The organism is Streptomyces sp. NPDC087787 (assembly GCF_044743035.1).
In the GTDB taxonomy this organism is placed as follows: domain Bacteria; phylum Actinomycetota; class Actinomycetes; order Streptomycetales; family Streptomycetaceae; genus Streptomyces.
The window spans coordinates 14,825-27,933 of record NZ_JBIUVQ010000010.1 but is presented as its reverse complement, the minus strand read 5'-3'; the positions used below and the strand labels follow the sequence as shown (position 1 = coordinate 27,933).

11 protein-coding genes are annotated in these 13,109 nt (G+C 74.0%); 3 read left to right on the top strand and 8 right to left on the bottom strand.

All coding sequences use genetic code 11. The annotated features are described in order from the left end of the window. Positions 1-48: 48 nt before the first annotated feature. Positions 49-996 carry a hypothetical protein gene (locus tag ACIOWN_RS17505; RefSeq protein WP_362356993.1) on the top strand — a complete coding sequence of 316 codons (948 nt, stop codon included), beginning with the start codon at positions 49-51 and terminating at the stop codon, positions 994-996. 181 nt (positions 997-1,177) lie between these two features. Here the strand turns inward: ACIOWN_RS17505 and ACIOWN_RS17500 are convergent, their stop codons facing one another. Genes ACIOWN_RS17500 through ACIOWN_RS17490 form a run of 3 tightly spaced genes read right to left on the bottom strand, consistent with a single transcriptional unit; the run spans position 1,178 to position 3,095 of the window. Then, entirely contained in the window at positions 1,178-1,486 is a 309-nt protein-coding gene (locus ACIOWN_RS17500; RefSeq protein ID WP_358735248.1) for an AzlD domain-containing protein, read from the bottom strand. Continuing rightward, positions 1,483-2,229, bottom strand: coding sequence for an AzlC family ABC transporter permease (locus ACIOWN_RS17495; RefSeq protein ID WP_362356991.1), 747 nt, complete (start codon positions 2,227-2,229; stop codon positions 1,483-1,485). Before ACIOWN_RS17495 ends, ACIOWN_RS17500 begins: the two co-directional genes overlap by 4 nt. Continuing rightward, complete coding sequence (locus ACIOWN_RS17490) at positions 2,130-3,095, bottom strand: AraC family transcriptional regulator (RefSeq protein WP_362356989.1); 966 nt, start codon at positions 3,093-3,095, stop codon at positions 2,130-2,132. Before ACIOWN_RS17490 ends, ACIOWN_RS17495 begins: the two co-directional genes overlap by 100 nt. A gap of 115 nt (positions 3,096-3,210) precedes the next feature. On the opposite strand from ACIOWN_RS17490, the gene ACIOWN_RS17485 reads away from it, so the two are divergent. Both ACIOWN_RS17485 and ACIOWN_RS17480 read left to right on the top strand, forming a co-directional pair. Further along, a complete protein-coding gene (locus ACIOWN_RS17485) occupies positions 3,211-8,163 on the top strand; it encodes an ATP-dependent helicase (protein ID WP_362356987.1) in 4,953 nt (1,650 codons plus the stop codon). Positions 8,164-8,274: 111 nt separating this feature from the next. Continuing rightward, positions 8,275-9,120, top strand: coding sequence for a DNA-formamidopyrimidine glycosylase family protein (locus ACIOWN_RS17480; protein ID WP_362356985.1), 846 nt, complete (start codon positions 8,275-8,277; stop codon positions 9,118-9,120). 35 nt (positions 9,121-9,155) lie between these two features. Here the strand turns inward: ACIOWN_RS17480 and ACIOWN_RS17475 are convergent, their stop codons facing one another. The 5 genes from ACIOWN_RS17475 to rimO form a co-directional block, all read right to left on the bottom strand. Then, positions 9,156-9,566, bottom strand: coding sequence for a hypothetical protein (locus ACIOWN_RS17475; protein WP_401982659.1), 411 nt, complete (start codon positions 9,564-9,566; stop codon positions 9,156-9,158). A gap of 212 nt (positions 9,567-9,778) precedes the next feature. Continuing rightward, a complete protein-coding gene (locus ACIOWN_RS17470) occupies positions 9,779-10,156 on the bottom strand; it encodes a helix-turn-helix domain-containing protein (protein ID WP_100570760.1) in 378 nt (125 codons plus the stop codon). Between the two features lie 109 nt (positions 10,157-10,265). Next, positions 10,266-10,811, bottom strand: coding sequence for a CinA family protein (locus ACIOWN_RS17465; RefSeq protein ID WP_100570761.1), 546 nt, complete (start codon positions 10,809-10,811; stop codon positions 10,266-10,268). Next, positions 10,808-11,635 carry a CDP-diacylglycerol--glycerol-3-phosphate 3-phosphatidyltransferase gene (gene pgsA / locus ACIOWN_RS17460; protein ID WP_362356983.1) on the bottom strand — a complete coding sequence of 276 codons (828 nt, stop codon included), beginning with the start codon at positions 11,633-11,635 and terminating at the stop codon, positions 10,808-10,810. The genes ACIOWN_RS17465 and pgsA overlap by 4 nt, the downstream gene beginning before the upstream one ends. Beyond that, positions 11,632-13,104, bottom strand: a complete 1,473-nt coding sequence (gene rimO, locus ACIOWN_RS17455; protein ID WP_362356981.1) for a 30S ribosomal protein S12 methylthiotransferase RimO — start codon at positions 13,102-13,104, stop codon at positions 11,632-11,634. The genes pgsA and rimO overlap by 4 nt, the downstream gene beginning before the upstream one ends. Between the last annotated feature and the right edge of the window lie 5 nt (positions 13,105-13,109).

The following is a 13,109-nucleotide window of genomic DNA, read 5'->3' as shown; positions in this document are numbered from 1 at the left end:
GTTCCGGGGCCACCTGGGGAGAACGCTTTCCGCCCTACGGTCTGACGCATGGCCGAGACCGGAGCTCCCCCTTCTCCCCCGCCGCCCCCGGCGTCCTCCCCGCTGTTCCGCGCCGAGCACTTCGTGTGGCTCACCGCGCGCGTGCTGGAGCAGCGGCTGTTCGCGTACCACTTCCTGAACGGCGCCGCGGATCCGGTGGAGACCGCGCTGGACGCCTACCGCAACGAGGACGGCGGGTACGGTCACGCGCTGGAGCCCGATCTGCGGGGCCCGGTCAGCCAGCCGCTGCACACCGCGCACGCGCTGCGCGTGCTGGACACCGTCGGCCGCTGCGGCGGCCAGCGGGTGGAGCGCGTGTGCCGCTATCTGACCTCCGTCTCCACCTCCGACGGCGCGCTGCCCGCGGTCCATCCCGGTCAGCGCGGCTATCCGGCGGCACCCTTCGTGCCGATCGTGGACGATCCGCCGAGCGACCTGCTGGCCACCGGGCCGGTGGTGGGCCTGCTGCACCGCAACGAGGTGTGGCACGCCTGGCTCTTCCGGGCCACCGACTTCTGCTGGCGGCGGGCCGAGTCCCTGGAGACCTCCCACCCCTACGAGATCGAGGCGGCCGTCGCCTTCCTGGACTCGGTGCCCGACCGCACACGCGCGCGTGCGGCCGCCGACCGGCTCGGCCGTCTGGTGCGCGACCGGCGGCTGGCGCTGCTGGACCCGGAGCATCCCGAGGCCTTTCCGGTCGCGCTCCCCGGCCACGCGCCCGGGGAGCACCACTTCCCGCACGACTACGCGCGGACGCCCGGCTCCCTCGCGCGCGCGTGGTTCACGGACGAGGAGATGAAGCGGTCCCTGGACTTCCTGGCCGGCCGCCAGGAGGAGGACGGCGGCTGGCCGGTCACATGGCGCCAGTGGGCTCCGGGCCCCGTCCTGGAGGCACGCCCCATGGTCACGATCGAGGCGCTGCGCACCCTCAGGGCCCACGGCCGGACCATCGGCTGAACCACCACCGGTACACGCCCCGGCTCCTCGGCCGGGCTCCGCCGATACACGCCACGACGCCACGACTCGTCGGCCGAGCCGCCACCGGCGGGCGCCCGCCCCACGAGCGGGCAGCACCCCACACCCACCGGCTGGGCCCCACCCCACGGGCAGGTGCCCACCCCACCGACGAACCCCCGGCTCACCCCGTCAGGGCCCGTACCCCGGCCGTCACCACCACCGCTGCCCCGACCACGACCAGGAACGGCGCCCGCAGCAGCAGCGCCACGGCGGCGGCCGCGACCCCGGCCGCCCGCGCGTCCAGCACGAGCGTGTGCCCGTCGGCGAACGTCTGCTGGGCGGTGAGCGCGGCCAGCAGGGCCACGGGCAGCAGCGCGGCGAGCCGCTTCACCAGCGGCCGTTCCAGGGCGCCCGCCGGAACGAGCAGCCCGGCCAGCTTGACGGCGTAGCAGCCGACAGCGGTCACCGCCACCGCGATCCAGATGTTCAACGATCTCCCTCTCGTACGTCGTCACGGGCGCCGCTTCCGCGACGGCCCCGCAGGTACAGCACGGCCGGCGCGGCGAACGCGGCCGCCAGGACCGGCACACCTGCCGGCAGCACGGGCAGCAGACCTAGCCCGAGCAGCACGGCCAGAGCGGCGACGGCCCGCTCGGTGGCGGTCTTCAGCATCGGCGCCAGCAGCGCCAGGAAGACGGCCGGCCCGGCCGCGTCCAGGCCCCAGGCGTCGGTGTCGCCGAGGGCCTTGGCGCCCAGCGCGCCCAGCAGCGTGGTGAGGTTCCACAGCACGTACAGGGTGATCCCGGTGACGGTGAAACCGATCCGCGCGCTGCGCCGCGTGGGCTGGGCCAGCGTCACCGCGGTGGTCTCGTCGATGACCCACTGGGCCGCGAACGGCCGTACCGCGCGCGGGAGGGCCAGCAGCTGCGACAGGCGCAGCCCGTAGAAGGCGTTGCGCACGCCCAGGAAGAAGGCGCCCGCGGCCGCCGTGTACGGGTTGCCTCCGGCTGCCAGCGCCCCCACCAGCGCGAACTGGGAGGCCCCGGTGAACACCAGCAGGCTGAGCGCGCACGTCTGCCAGAGCGTGAGCCCGCCGCCCGCCGAGGTCACCCCGAAGGCGAACCCGGACAGTCCTACGGCGACCCCGACCCCGAGGGCGTCCCGTACGACGGCGGCGTCGGGCTTTCCTCCGTCGTCGGCGCGTATGTCTGCGAGAGCTGTCTGTTCTGCCACAACGCAGAGGGTAGGAACAGCCGGGACCTGGAGTCTTGTACGTTCTTGCGCTCGCGCTGGTAGGCGCCCGGGGGCACGCCCACGATCCGGGTGAAGTGCCGGCTCAGGTGCGACTGGTCGGTGAAACCGACGGCGACGGCGGCCTCGGAGGGCGCGGTGCCCGCGTCCAGCAGCCGCCTGGCCCGGCGCACCCGGGCGTCGGTCAGCCAGGTGTGCGGCGGCATTCCGTAAGCGTTGCGGAAGGCCCGCAGCAGCGCGAACGGGCTGCTGCCCAGGTCGGCCGCCAGCCTCTCCAGGCTCGGCGGCTCGGCCATCCGCTCCTCCAGGACGGCACGCGCGCGTGCCGCGTTCCGCGCACCCGCCGTCCGTATCTCCCGCTGCGGCAACGCCCCGCCGTTGAGTCGCAGCAGCCGCGTCACGGCGACCCGCAGCAAAGTGTCGGCGGCCAGCGCGTTGCCCTCGTCCGTGGCCCGCAGCACCTGATGCACCACCCCGACGGCGTACGGATCGTCGAGCACGGGACGGACGAAACCCGGCGTCCCGCGGATGCCCGTCGTCTCCCCGGCGATCTCGGCGACCAGCTCCGGCGACGGATACACCGCTCCGTACCGCCACCCCTCCGGCACCGCCGCCCGCCCGGTGTGCGGGGTGTCGGGATTGACCAGCGCCAGCGTCCCCGGCCCCGCGTACTGGTCGGACCCGCCGTGGTGGAACACCTCCACGCCCTCGACGATGGCGGCGATCACGAAGTGCTCGTGGGTGTGCCGCACGAACTCCTTGCGCACATAGCGGGCCCGCAGCAGATCGACACCGGGCAGTTCCTCGTACCGCCAGTGCCGCGCCCGCTCCTCACCCGCTGCCGCCACGCTCCCGATTCTCCGTCGTCGGCCCGGCTGCGCGAGTGCGGGGGGCGCCCCCGGCGTTCCCGGGCACCCGCCCGGGCCAGAGGGCGTTGTCAGTGGCCGGGTGCACGATGGACTCATGGTCAGCGACGCACACCGGGCCCTCGACGGCTTCTCCCCCGCGACCCGCGGCTGGTTCACGGGGGCCTTCTCCGCGCCCACCGCGGCCCAGGCGGGGGCGTGGCGGGCCATCGGCGAGGGCTCGGACGTGCTGGTGGTCGCCCCGACCGGCTCCGGCAAGACCCTCGCCGCCTTCCTCGCCGCGCTCGACCAGCTCGCCTCCGCCCCGCCCCCGGCCGATCCGAAGAAGCGCTGCCGGGTGCTGTACGTCTCCCCGCTCAAGGCCCTCGCCGTGGACGTGGAGCGCAATCTGCGCAGCCCGCTGACCGGTATCCGCCATGAGTCCGTCCGCCTCGGCCTGCCCGAGCCGGAGGTGAGGGTCGGCATCCGCTCCGGCGACACCCCGGCGGCCGAGCGCCGCGCCCTGTCCACCCGCCCGCCGGACATCCTGATCACCACGCCCGAGTCGCTGTTCCTGATGCTGACCTCGGCCACCCGGGACGCGCTCACCGGCGTGGAGACGGTGATCCTTGACGAGGTGCACGCGGTGGCCGGCACCAAGCGGGGCGCGCACCTCGCGCTGTCCCTGGAGCGCCTGGACGAGCTGCTGCCCAGGCCCGCCCGCCGCATCGGCCTGTCCGCGACGGTCCGCCCGGTCGACGAGATCGCCCGCTATCTGTCGCCCCGCCGCAAGGTGGAGATCGTCCAGCCGGAGTCCGGCAAGGAGTTCGACCTGTCGGTGGTCGTCCCCGTCGAGGACCTGGGGGAGCTGGGCGGTTCCCCTGTCACCGAGGACGGCGACAAGGCGGAGCGGCCCTCGATCTGGCCGCATGTCGAGGAGCGGATCACCGACCTGGTCCAGGCTCACCGCTCGACGATCGTGTTCGCCAACTCCCGCCGGCTCGCCGAGCGCCTGTGCAACCGGCTCAACGAGATCGCCTACGAGCGGGCGACCGGCGAGCCCCTGGACGAACACCACTCCCCCGCGGAGCTGATGGGCGGCTCCGGCGCGGCGCAGGGCGCGCCGCCGGTCATCGCCCGCGCGCACCACGGCTCGGTGTCCAAGGAGCAGCGCGCCCTGGTCGAGGAGGACCTCAAGGCGGGCCGGCTCCCCGCGGTGGTCGCCACCTCCAGCCTGGAGCTGGGCATCGACATGGGCGCCGTGGACCTCGTCGTCCAGGTCGAGTCCCCGCCGTCCGTGGCCTCCGGACTGCAACGGGTCGGCCGCGCGGGCCACCAGGTCGGCGCGGTCTCCACCGGCGTGGTCTTCCCGAAGTACCGCGGCGACCTGGTCCAGGCCGCGGTGGTCACCGAGCGGATGCGTTCCGGCTCCATCGAGTCCCTGAAGGTGCCCGCCAACCCGCTGGACGTCCTCGCCCAGCAGCTCGTGGCGATGACGGCGATGGACACCTGGCAGCTGGACGACCTGCTCGCCCTGGTCCGCCGGGCGGCGCCGTTCGCCTCACTGCCGGAGTCGGCGTTCACCGCCGTCCTGGACATGCTCGCCGGCCGTTACCCGTCCGACGCGTTCGCGGAGCTGCGCCCGCGCGTGGTGTGGGACCGCGTCGCGGGCACCATCACCGGCCGCCCGGGCGCGCAGCGCCTCGCCGTCACCTCCGGGGGCACGATCCCCGACCGCGGGCTGTTCGGCGTGTTCCTCGCCGGCTCGGACCCCAAGAAGGGCGGCGGCCGGGTCGGCGAGCTGGACGAGGAGATGGTCTACGAGTCCCGGGTCGGCGACGTCTTCACGCTCGGCACCAGCTCCTGGCGCATCGAGGACATCACGCGCGACCGGGTCCTGGTCTCGCCCGCGCCGGGCGTGCCGGGCCGGCTGCCGTTCTGGAAGGGCGACCAGCTCGGCCGACCGCTGGAGCTGGGCCGCGCGGTGGGCGCGTTCCTGCGCGAGGTGGGCTCCCTGCCCCAGGACGACGCCCGGCTGCGTCTGCTGGCCGCCGGCCTCGACGCGTGGGCCGCCGACAACGTCCTGTCGTACCTGGAGGAGCAGCGCGCGGCCTGCGGGCACGTGCCCGACGACCGGACGATCGTCGTGGAGCGCTTCCGCGACGAGCTGGGCGACTGGCGGGTCGTGGTGCACTCCCCCTTCGGCGCCCAGGTGCACGCCCCCTGGGCACTGGCGCTCGGCGCCCGCCTGTCCGAGCGGTACGGCATGGACGCGCAGGTCATGCACGCCGACGACGGCATCGTGCTGCGCCTGCCCGACGCCGACCTGATGGGTCTTGACCTGCTCGACCAGGAACCGATGAGGGCCGGCCTGGAGTACGACGCGGAGCAGGCGCCCGTCGGGGCCGCGGACGTCACCTTCGACAAGGGCGAGGTCGACCAGATCGTCACGGACCAGGTCGGCGGCTCGGCCCTGTTCGCCTCCCGTTTCCGCGAGTGCGCCGCCCGCGCGCTGCTGCTGCCGCGCCGCAATCCGGGCAAGCGCACCCCGTTGTGGCAGCAGCGCCAACGCGCCGCTCAACTGCTCCAGGTGGCGAGCGAGTTCGGCTCGTTCCCCATCGTCCTTGAGGCGGTCCGCGAATGTCTCCAGGACGTCTTCGACGTGCCGGGCCTGGTCGAGCTGATGGGCGACGTCGAGTCGCGCAGGGTGCGCCTGGTCGAGGTCACCACCCCCGAGCCGTCCCCCTTCGCCCGTTCGCTGCTGTTCGGGTACGTCGCCCAGTTCTTGTACGAGGGGGACTCGCCGCTCGCCGAGCGCCGCGCCGCCGCGCTGTCGCTGGACTCGCGGCTGCTGGCCGAGCTGCTGGGCCAGGCGGAGCTGCGTGAACTGCTCGACGCCGAGGTGCTGGTGGAGCTGGAGCGCGAGCTGCAGTGGCTGACCGAGGACCGTCGTGTGAAGGACGTCGAGGGCGTCGCCGACGTCCTGCGGCTGCTCGGACCGCTCTCCGAGGCCGAGTTGGCCGAGCGGGGCGCCGAGTCCGGCTGGGCGGCGGAGCTGGCCGGGGCTCGCCGGGCCATCCGGGTCCGGATCGCCGGAGCAGACCACTGGGCCGCGATCGAGGACGCGGGCCGGCTGCGCGACGCGCTCGGCACCGCGCTGCCCGTGGGCGTCCCGGAGGCGTTCACCGAGCCGGTGAAGGACCCGTTGGGCGACCTGCTGGCGCGCTATGCCCGCACCCACGGCCCGTTCACGTCGGCGGCGGCCGCGGCCCGCTTCGGCCTGGGCGTGGCGGTCACCGAGGGCGCGCTCCAGCGGCTCGCCGCGGGCGGCCGTGTCGTACAGGGCGAGTTCCATCCGGCGGGCATCGGCCAGGAGTGGTGCGACGCGGCCGTGCTGCGGCGGCTGCGCCGCCGTTCGCTGGCCGCGCTGCGGCACGAGCTGGAGCCGGTGCCGCCGGCCGCGCTCGCCCAGTTCCTGCCCCAGTGGCAGCATCTCGGCAAGGGGCACGGCCTGCGCGGCATCGACGGACTGGTGCGCGCCGTCGAGCAGTTGCAGGGCGCGTCCGTGCCCGCCTCCGCGCTGGAGAAGCTGGTCCTGCCGTCCCGCGTGGCGCACTACACCGCCTCGATGCTGGACGAACTCACGTCGGCCGGCGAGGTGGTGTGGGCGGGCGCGGGCGCGCTGCCCGGAAAGGACGGCTGGGTCTCCCTGTACCTGGCGGACGCGGCCCCGCTGCTCCTGCCGCCCCCGCACCCGCTGGAGCTGACCGCGCTGCACCAGTCGGTGCTGGACGCCCTCTCCGGCGGTTACGGCCTGTTCTTCCGTCAGATCGCCGACCAGGTCCGCGCGACCACCCACCCCGAGGCCACGGATCCCCAACTGGCCGACGCGCTGTGGGATCTGGCGTGGTCCGGGCGGCTCACCAACGACACGCTCGCCCCGATGCGCTCCCTGCTGGGCTCGGGCCGCACCGCGGGTTCCACCGCGCACCGGGCCAAGCGCACTGTCCCGCGCGGGCGTTACGGATCGCTGACGGCCGCCGCCCGCACCGCGTCCCGCAGTGGCCCGCCGACCGTCGCCGGCCGCTGGTCGCTGCTCCCGGTCCGCGACCCCGACCCCACCGTGCGCGCCCACGCCCTGGCCCGTACGCTCCTCGACCGGCACGGCGTGGTCACGCGGGGCGCGGTGGCGGCGGAGGGCGTGGAGGGCGGCTTCTCGGCGGTGTACCGCGTGCTGTCCGCCTTCGAGGACAGCGGCCAGGCCCGGCGGGGCTACGTGGTGGAGGGCCTGGGTGCCGCGCAGTTCGCGATGGACGGCGCGGTGGACCGGCTGCGCGCGGTGGCGAACGCCCGCGACCGGGGCGAGGGCCTGCCCGGCGCGGTCTCCGGGGACGGCGGCCCCGGCGGCTTCGGCTCCCCGGACGGCTCCTGGGTCCCCGGCGGCAGCATCGACTCCGGCTTCCCCGCCGCCGAACTCGGCGGAAGCCTTGGCGGCGACTTCGGCGGTGACGTCGACTGGCTGGACTCCGGCCGCCCGGCGACCGGTGACTACGTCTCACCCCGCGACCTCGCCTCACCGGGACTCGGCGGCCCGAGGGGCGGCGGGACGGCGGGAGGCGGGACGGGCTTTTCGCACGGAGGCGGCTTCGGCGACCGCCGTGCCCGTACCGCCGACGCCGGTGCCCGCGGGGTCGTCCTCGCCGCCGCCGACCCCGCGAACGCCTACGGCGCCGCCCTGCCCTGGCCGGAGCCGCCGACCGGCGCGGGACACAAGCCGGGCCGCAAGGCCGGCTCGCTGGTGGTGCTCGTCGACGGCGAACTGACGCTGTACATGGAGCGCGGCGGCAAGACGCTGCTGGCCTGGCCGGCCGACCCGGACGGCGCGGCCGGTGACGACCCGCGCCTGCGGGAGGCCGCCGAGGCACTGGCCGCGGCCGCCCGAGCGGGCTCGCTGGGCACGGTGACGGTGGAGCGGGTCAACGGCGCCTCCGCGTTGACCTCCCCCATCGGCGCCCTCCTGGAAGGAGCGGGCTTCGTGGCGACCCCGCGCGGACTGCGCCTGCGCGCATGAACCGGGTGAGGCCCGCATGACCCGTTGATCCGGGCAGTGCCCCCGAACAGCGGGGGCCGGCCCACGCGCACCCGTACGTGGCCGCCCACCCGCACGTGTCACCCTTGACCCATGCCCGAAGGCGACACGGTCTGGCAGACCGCGAGGCGGTTGCGCGACGCCCTCGCGGGCGAGGTGCTGACCCGGAGCGACTTCCGGGTGCCGAAGTACGCCACGGTCGACCTCACCGGCAGGACGGTCCTGGACACCGTCTCCCGCGGCAAGCACCTGCTCACCCGTTTCGAGGGCGGCCTGACGCTGCACTCGCATCTGCTGATGGAGGGCGCCTGGAAGGTGTACGGCGCCGGTGAGCGCTGGAAGGGCGGCCCCGGCCACCAGATCCGCGCCGTCCTCGGCACCGCCGACCGCGCTGCCGTCGGCTATCGCCTCCAGGTGCTGGAGTTGCTGCGCACCTCGGAGGACGAACGCACCGTCGCCCACCTCGGCCCCGACCTCCTCGGCCCCGACTGGGACCCCGACCTGGCCCTGGCAAACCTCCTGGCCGACCCGGGCCGCCCGCTCGGCGAGGCCCTGCTCGACCAGCGCAATCTCGCCGGCATCGGCAACGTCTACAAGAGCGAGCTGTGCTTCCTGCTCGGCGTGACCCCGTGGCTGCCGGTCGGCGCCGTGCCCGCCGACCGCACCGCGAAGCTGCCCGCCCTGGCCAAGAACCTTCTGGAGGCCAACCGCGACCGTGTGGTCCGCCGGACCACGGGCCTTCGGGGACATGACCTGTTCGTGTACGGCCGGGCACCGCGCCCCTGTCTGCGCTGCGGCACCTCCGTCCGGGTGGCCGACCAGGGCGACGGCTCCCAGGAGCGGCCCACGTACTGGTGTCCGAGCTGCCAGGCAGGCCCCGCACCGGCGCCGGGCAGCGCGCAGAAGTGGCGGGACCGCTATCACCGCACCACCGGTTGACCGTCCGCCCGGTCGTTGACCGTCCGCCCGGTCCTTCAGGACGGGCCGGATTCCTCGTCCGAGCGAGGGGGCGGCGATGCCTTCGCGGTGCCGAACGGCCATCTCCCGCCGGCGGCGGGTGACGCTCCGAAGACGCCGTACGGCCACCCCTCGGAGGCGGGAAACGACGCTTCATCGCCGTCCGCGGGCGCCGGCGCCCCGAGCCCCCCGTCCTCCCCCTCGTCCTGTTGTCCCCGCGCCCCTTCCCTATGGCCCCCCTTGCCCCGCTCCGCGGACCCCTCCTTGGGCACGCAGTGCACGGGCAGCAGGCTCAGCCCCCATCCCCCGGCCGCGACGGCCCCCTCCAGCGCTCCCGCATCGCCCGACAGCAGCAGCCGCAGCACCGCCCACCACCACGCGGCACCCAGCCCCAGAGCGGCCCCCCAGCGCACTATCGGCCCCGCCATCGCACCCACCATCACCTCCAGCCGACGACGGACCGCCGCACTGGCCTCCACGATGGCGGCCCCGCCCGGCACCGGCAAACGGGCCGCGGTGAAACCCGCCGTAAACCCCCGGACAAGGTGAAAGCCCCGGCCGGGCCCCTCCAGGTCTCCCCGGAGAGGCCCGGCCGGGGCCTCATCCACGTGTGCGTGAGGTCACGCGCGCGTGCGACAGGTCACGCGGCGACCACGTCCACCGCCTCGGCGGCGGGCGCCTTGATGGTCACCCGTTCCGGTGGCACACCGGTCACCGACACGGAACCCAGCATCGGGCGAACCGGCGTGGGCACGGGCTCGGTGGCCGCAGCAGACTGGGCCAGCTCGGCGAGGGCGAGTTCGTCGCTCACTTCCCGCATGAGTTCGGACATCCGTACGTCCAGCGCGTCGCAGATGGCGGCGAGCAGCTCGGAGGAAGCCTCCTTCTGCCCCCGCTCCACCTCGGAAAGATAGCCGAGCGAGACTCGGGCGGACGAGGAGACTTCGCGCAGAGTACGGCCCTGGCGCTGGCGCTGCCGACGCAGCACGTCACCCAGCAGGCGACGGAGCAGAATCATCGGTGGCTCCCTCCTCGGACCGCGTAGCCGCATCCTTCACGCCCCACCGTACCGCCTTGCGCCGCGGCCGTGCGGGGAGCGATGTCGTGTTCACTCAGGGCTGCAAACATCAAAACCCCCCGTTCCGTTCCGTATCCTGTGCCCGCTCATTTCCGGTCTGTTCGCCCGCGATCTGCTCCAAAAGCAGTGCGAGTACCCTCCGTACACTCTCCATACGAATGTCCGCCCGGCTGCCGTTCAACCGCAGCGCGGCCGTTTTCCCGCCGCGGTCGGCACCGGTTTCCGTCGTGCGGGGCCCGTCAACGGCCACGAAGACCGTGCCGACGGGCTGTCCGTCCTGGGGGTCGGGGCCGGCGACTCCGGTGGTCGCGATGCCCCAGTCGGCTTCCATGACCTTCCGCGCCCCGGCCGCCATCTGGGCCGCGACCTGCGGATCCACCGCTCCCCGCTCGGCCAGCAGGGTGGCGTCGACGTCCAGCAGCCGGTGCTTGAGCTCGGTGGCGTAGGCGGTGACCGAGCCCCGGAACACCTTCGACGCCCCCGGCACCGCGGTGATCTCCGCCGCGACCAGGCCACCGGTCAGCGACTCGGCCACGGCGACCGTCTCGCCTCTCACCGTGAGCAGCCTCACTACGTCGGCGGCCGGCGAACTCACGCTTGCGACTCCTCCAACGCGGCACGCTGCTCGGCGATTCCCCGACGGCGCAGCACGATGGCCTGTCTCACATAGTCCAGACCCGTCACCACGGTCAGCACGACCGCCGCGGCCATCACCCAGAACCTCAGCGTGGCCAGCCAGCCCGTCAGCGCCAGTACGTACATGCCGACGGCCACGCCCTGCGTGAGCGTCTTCAGCTTGCCGCCGCGGCTCGCGGGGATCACGCCGTAGCGGATGACCAGGAAGCGCAGGAGCGTGATCCCCAGTTCCCGGCCGAGGATGACCCCGGTCACCCACCAGGGCAGGTCGCCGAGCCCGGAGAGGCAGATGAGCGCCGCCCCCATGATGGCCTTGTCGGCGATGGGGTCGGCGATCTTCCCGAAGTCGGTGACGAGGTTGTACGTCCGCGCCAGGTGGCCGTCGAACAGGTCGGTGATCATGGCGACGGCGAAGGCCGCCCAGGCCAGCGACCGCCACGCGGGGTCGTACCCGCCGTCGGTCAGCATCAGGGCCACGAAACAGGGCACGAGCAGCAGCCGGAGCATGGTCAGCAGATTGGCGACGTTCCACACGCTCGCCTGGTTCACGGCGGCGGCCGCGATCTTCCCGCCGCGCGGAGACCTGCCCGCGCCCTGCGCCCGCTCGGCCTCGCCCGCCGCGTCCGTCGCACCGGAACCGGCGGCAGCGGCAGGACGGGAAACCTGGGAGGCACGGGAGGCACCCGTGGCCCCGTCGGCGCCGGCGCGGCGCGGGGCCGCTCCCGCGGCCCTGCCCTGCGCGCCGGAGGAGCCGCCCGCAGCGGATGCCGGGACTCCCGTCATCTGCCCGCCTCCTCGCTCCACGAGAGCGTGCCCGCCAGCGGCTCGGCCACCAGGTCGACGCCTTCCGTACCGACCACCTTCGCCTCGACCATACGACCGACGTCCAGGCCCTCGCCGCCCACCAGCAGCACCTGGCCGTCCGTCTCCGGCGCCTGGTGCGCCGCCCGGCCGCGGACGCCGTCCTCGGCGTCCACGGACTCGACCAGCACGTGGACCGTCTGGCCGACGCGCTCCTCGGCCCGCTGGGAGACGAGTTCCTCGGCCAGCCGGGAGACCCGCGCCAGCCGCTCGGCGACGACGTCCTCGTCGAGCTTGTCGTCGTACGTCGCCGCCTCGGTGCCCTCCTCGTCGGAGTAGCCGAAAACGCCGATGGCGTCCAGCCGGGCACCGTTCAGGAACCGCTCCAGCTCGGCCAGGTCGGCGTCGCTCTCGCCGGGGAAGCCGACGATGAAGTTGGACCGCACGCCGGCCTCGGGGGCCTTGGTGCGGATGGTGTCGAGCAGTTCCAGGAAGCGGTCGGTGTCGCCGAAGCGGCGCATGGCGCGCAGCACGCCGGGCGCGGAGTGCTGGAACGACAGGTCGAAGTAGGGGACCACCTTCGGGGTGGAGGTCAGGACGTCGATCAGTCCGGGACGCATCTCGGCCGGCTGGAGGTAGCTCACCCGCACCCGCTCGATGCCGTCGACCTCGGCGAGCTCGGGCAGCAGGGACTCCAGGAGGCGGATGTCGCCGAGGTCCTTGCCGTAGGAGGTGTTGTTCTCGGAGACCAGCATGATCTCCTTGACGCCCTGCTCAGCCAGCCACCGCGTCTCGTTCAGCACATCGCTCGGGCGGCGGGAGATGAACGAGCCGCGGAAGGACGGAATGGCGCAGAAGGAGCAGCGCCGGTCGCAGCCGGAGGCGAGCTTGACCGAGGCGACCGGGGCGCCGTCCAGCCGGCGGCGCAGCGGCGCACGCGGCCCGGAGGCCGGGGCGACACCTTCCGGGAGATCCGTGGGGCCGTGCCCGGGAATGGCCACCTCCGTGCCGGCGCCCTGACGCTCGGCAGGGCTGATCGGCAGCAGCCTGCGGCGGTCGCGCGGGGTGTGCGAGGCGTGGATGCCGCCGCTCAGGATCGTCTGGAGGCGGTCGGAGATGTCGGCGTAGTCGTCGAAGCCGAGCACGCCGTCGGCCTCCGGGAGGGCCTCGGCGAGTTCCTTGCCGTACCGCTCGGCCATGCAGCCGACCGCGACCACCGCCTGCGTTCTGCCGTGGTCCTTGAGGTCGTTGGCCTCCAGGAGGGCGTCGACGGAGTCCTTCTTGGCGGCCTCCACGAAGCCGCAGGTGTTGACCACGGCGACGTCCGCTTGCGCGGCGTCCTCCACGAGCTGCCAGCCGTCCGCCTCCAAACGGCCTGCGAGCTCCTCCGAGTCCACCTCGTTGCGGGCGCAGCCGAGAGTGACGAGTGCGACGGTACGGCGTTCAGGCATGGGCT

Bases quoted from the DNA above. Each gene is read 5' to 3' on its own strand.
- ACIOWN_RS17505 (WP_362356993.1), top strand. From the start codon at position 49: ATGGCCGAGACCGGAGCTCCCCCTTCTCCCCCGCCGCCCCCGGCGTCC.
- ACIOWN_RS17485 (WP_362356987.1), top strand. From the start codon at position 3,211: ATGGTCAGCGACGCACACCGGGCCCTCGACGGCTTCTCCCCCGCGACC.
- ACIOWN_RS17480 (WP_362356985.1), top strand. From the start codon at position 8,275: ATGCCCGAAGGCGACACGGTCTGGCAGACCGCGAGGCGGTTGCGCGAC.
- ACIOWN_RS17475 (WP_401982659.1), bottom strand. From the start codon at position 9,566: ATGGCGGGGCCGATAGTGCGCTGGGGGGCCGCTCTGGGGCTGGGTGCC.
- ACIOWN_RS17470 (WP_100570760.1), bottom strand. From the start codon at position 10,156: ATGATTCTGCTCCGTCGCCTGCTGGGTGACGTGCTGCGTCGGCAGCGC.
- pgsA (WP_362356983.1), bottom strand. From the start codon at position 11,635: ATGACGGGAGTCCCGGCATCCGCTGCGGGCGGCTCCTCCGGCGCGCAG.
- rimO (WP_362356981.1), bottom strand. From the start codon at position 13,104: ATGCCTGAACGCCGTACCGTCGCACTCGTCACTCTCGGCTGCGCCCGC.